Here is a 3269-nt window from a genome sequence, read left to right as displayed (position 1 = left end):
TCGGCCCTAATGTTTCGCATGCGAAACAATGGGTCCGGTCCGGACCTATTTTTCCACCCGGTCGGAGGCTGCCTTGAGCAGCATTTTCAGATCGGAATCGCAGCGTGAAGGCCAGGCCGCGCCAAGGATCGACAGCGTGCCGTCCGGGTGCCGTCGCAAGGTGAACGCACCGATGGTTTCGTCGCGAAACTTCGGCGTCTCATCAGTCTCTGAAGGGGGGTTTAGAGCCGCTTTCTGCGCAGCCAGTGCCTTGGTCAAAGCGGCGGTTTCCGCTTCGGCACTGTCCGGCGCCGCACGCTCGAGCGCGGTGCAAAGCGTCTTTGCGAAATCCGGCTGATCGTTCAGCATCTGCGCCAGCGCAAGCCCCAGCCGTTCATTCAGCGCCTGCGGATAGCACAAGACGCCATCCAGCGCGCGTACCACCGGAAGAAAGCTGCCGATCTTGGAGCGTTTGGCGCGGGAGGCGGCGCGGAACAGCTCCTGCAGCGCGGTGCGCTCCATCGCGAACACCCCCTCATCGACCGCTTTCGCCACGATGCGGGCGCGTTCGAAATAGCTCAGATCGACGCGAATCTCGTTTTCCTCGACCATCGCGAGATAGGCCTCGGATGCATCCTCGGGGCGGCGCAGCAGCGCCAGCACGGTGGGCGCGTCATCGTTCTGCTCGTCGGCGAGCTGCTTGAGCGCGGTGCAGCGCCGCCAGCCCGAAATCAGGCCATAGCGCTCGGGTGCCAGCTGCATCACCTCGATCGGCGTCTGCTGGCCGCGATCACGCAAGGACGCCATCAAGGTCTGCATCGCGTCCTGTTCCACCACCACGCGGTCGCGCACCAGATGGTCGATCTCGATCTGGTCGAGCGGGATTTGCACCACCATGCGCCCCTCGTCGCGGGCGCGGGCGAGGGTGTCGGAGAGCTCGTCGAGCGCCGCCGATGCGGAGGCATCGCGCGCCACATCGGCAATCGGGGCGTTGCGGGGCGCGGTGAACATCGACTTGGTTTCCGGCGCCGGGGCGTCGAGATAGCTCGGGTTGGCGGGTGTCAGACGTTTGCGCTTGGCCATGAGAGCCTCCTTTTGGGGATGCGCGAAGGCTGCGCAGAAGCGGTTAACGGGGGGTGTTCGCTGCGAACGGTGCAGGGGGGCGCTGCCCCCGGCCTGCGGCCTCCCCCGAGGTATTTGGCGCCCAAAGAAGCGGTCATTCGGCGGCCTGTGTCTGGGCGGCCAGCTCATCGCGCCGCCAGCTGCCCAGCAGAAGCTGCTTGAAGGCGGCATAGGTGGCGTCAAAGGTTTCGCGCCCGCGCACATAGGTTTCGCGGTTGAAATCGCGGTAATCGGCCTCGTAGATGCCCTGCACCTGTTCGCCGGCCTGGCCGATCAGGGCGGTGAAGCCCTGCCGGTGCGGCGACAGGGTGGGGCCGAGATAGGCCTGCATCAGAGCCGCAAGTTCGGCCTGTTGGCCCGGATCAAAGCGGGTGACGACGGCGCGCACCGCGTCCCATTGGAATGCAAGCCCGTCGCGCCCCAAGGCGCGGGCGGCCATGTTCTCGGCCTCCTCGATGGAGCCGAAGGTGGAGTGCAGCATGTCGAAAAAGCGCCCCGTGCTGTCGAATTCCAGAAAGGACGCGCCAAGCGGCACCAGCAGGATGTCCGACGCCGCCAGCCCGTTGATGGTGAGGTAGCCAAGCGCCGGGGGCGTGTCGAGGAAGATGACGTCGTATTGGTCTAGCACGCCATCCTCTTGAAGCGAGTCGGTGAGCGCATCCCAGAGCTTCCAGCCGCGCGAGGCCATGCGCCAGACGGGGATCTGGAACTCCGCCCAGTAGAGATTGAGCTGCGCGCCGATGAGGTCGATATTGGGCCAGTGGGTGGGTTGGATCAGCGTTTCGCTGCGCGACGCGAGCGCGTCACTGAGCGTATCATCAAGCGGGGTGGGGGCCTCGCCCCGGTCCATCCGGCGCTGGTTGTCCGATTGCAGGTGACGCGCGTAATGGCGGGCCAGCAGCGGGAAGACGGTTTGCCATTCATCCTTGACGGTGCCGCCGAAGATCGAGGTCATGGAGCCTTGGGAATCCAGATCGATCACCAGCACCTTGTAGCCATCGAGCGCGGCCGACATGGCGAGATGCGCCGCCGTGCTGGTCTTGCCGACGCCGCCCTTGAAATTGGCCACCGCGACCAGCTTGGCCGGTTGCCCCTTGGGGCGGTAGGGCAGGTATTCCTTGGTCTTGGAGCCTTCGCTGGCGAAATGGGCGCGCAAGGCCAGCACCTCGTCGAAGGTGAACCATTTGGCGCCACCGGTCGTTTCGCTGCGGCCCTGCGGCAGGTCGGGGTTCTGTTTCAGCACGCGGCGGAAATGCCCGGTCGCGACCGGGATCAGGTAGCGGGTGATTTCCCAGGTGGAAAACAGGCGCAAGCTGCGCTGGCCGTTTTCCTCAAGCCCGCGGCTGGAGAGATCGGCGCGCCCGGCTTCGCAGGCCTTGGCGATGGCGGCGAAATCGGCGGTCGTCGTGGGGTGGCCCAGAGCGGCAAGCGCGGCATCGGGATTGATGTTGAAATAGGGAGGCAGGGCGGAATCAGGGGTCATGTCGGGGCTGCTCATCTGGGATCCGCGCCTCATGATGTGCGCGGTTTCCGCCAGACTACCACAAAACCACACACATGGAAGAAAAACCGTCACACGGGACGGGTTTCATTGCAAATTCAGGGGGTTGCATCTTGGTGCCACAGGTTTGTGGCCAAGAGCCGATGACACGCATGTGTTGTTAAATGATGTTAGTTATCTGTTACGGAGTCCAGTCATTTTCTGTAACCCTTTCAAAGCAAATAGAAAACAAGCCGTTTCGGCCGGGGTGGTGACTCTGAACCTCCGATAGCGCGACTCCGATCCCCCGAAGCAGCGACTCCGAACCTCCGAGAGAAGCGCATGGCGGGATAGACGGGCGCTGTGGATAACTTTAGGTTGGGTGTCACTGAAACCCCGAAACCCGAGTCGGCACCAGACCGGCCAAAAAAATCGGGGATACGAGCAGAGCACAGGCGGACCCATGGCAGGGACGATCACAGGCGGGCTGTTGCCCGACCGGCACCCGACGGGCGATTTCTTCGTCTGCGACCTCTTTGGTGCGGCGCCCAAGGATGATCTTGGCTCGATGGAGCATCCGATCTTCTCGCTCTCCACCCGGCCCGACACGCGGATGCTGTCTTATGCCCATAACGGCGTCGAGGTCGAGGTCACGCCCAGCGTGCGGGGCCGCGCGACGATCCATGAC

The 3269-nt window shown here is 63.9% G+C and carries 3 protein-coding genes; 1 reads left to right on the top strand and 2 read right to left on the bottom strand.

What is annotated here, in order from left to right:
* Positions 1–45 precede the first annotated feature (45 nt).
* Together ACGKZZ_RS17075 and ACGKZZ_RS17070 are read right to left on the bottom strand one after the other, a co-directional pair.
* Positions 46–1062 (bottom strand): ParB/RepB/Spo0J family partition protein, encoded by a 1017-nt coding sequence (locus tag ACGKZZ_RS17075; RefSeq protein WP_411224722.1) that lies wholly within the window; start codon positions 1060–1062, stop codon positions 46–48.
* A gap of 133 nt (positions 1063–1195) precedes the next feature.
* Positions 1196–2617 carry an AAA family ATPase gene (locus ACGKZZ_RS17070; RefSeq protein ID WP_411224721.1) on the bottom strand — a complete coding sequence of 474 codons (1422 nt, stop codon included), beginning with the start codon at positions 2615–2617 and terminating at the stop codon, positions 1196–1198.
* A 427-nt stretch (positions 2618–3044) separates the two neighbouring features.
* On the opposite strand from ACGKZZ_RS17070, the gene ACGKZZ_RS17065 reads away from it, so the two are divergent.
* A partial coding sequence (locus tag ACGKZZ_RS17065; protein WP_411224720.1) for a replication initiator protein A occupies positions 3045–3269 on the top strand: 225 nt, incomplete at its 3' end.

The sequence above is a fragment of the Marivita sp. S2033 genome, assembly GCF_046592965.1.
Lineage (GTDB): Bacteria > Pseudomonadota > Alphaproteobacteria > Rhodobacterales > Rhodobacteraceae > Marivita.
The sequence above is the reverse complement of the archived record's forward strand: the minus strand, read 5'-3'. Positions and strand labels throughout refer to the sequence as shown.

Bases quoted from the DNA above. Each gene is read 5' to 3' on its own strand.
- ACGKZZ_RS17075 (WP_411224722.1), bottom strand. From the start codon at position 1,062: ATGGCCAAGCGCAAACGTCTGACACCCGCCAACCCGAGCTATCTCGAC.
- ACGKZZ_RS17070 (WP_411224721.1), bottom strand. From the start codon at position 2,617: ATGAGGCGCGGATCCCAGATGAGCAGCCCCGACATGACCCCTGATTCC.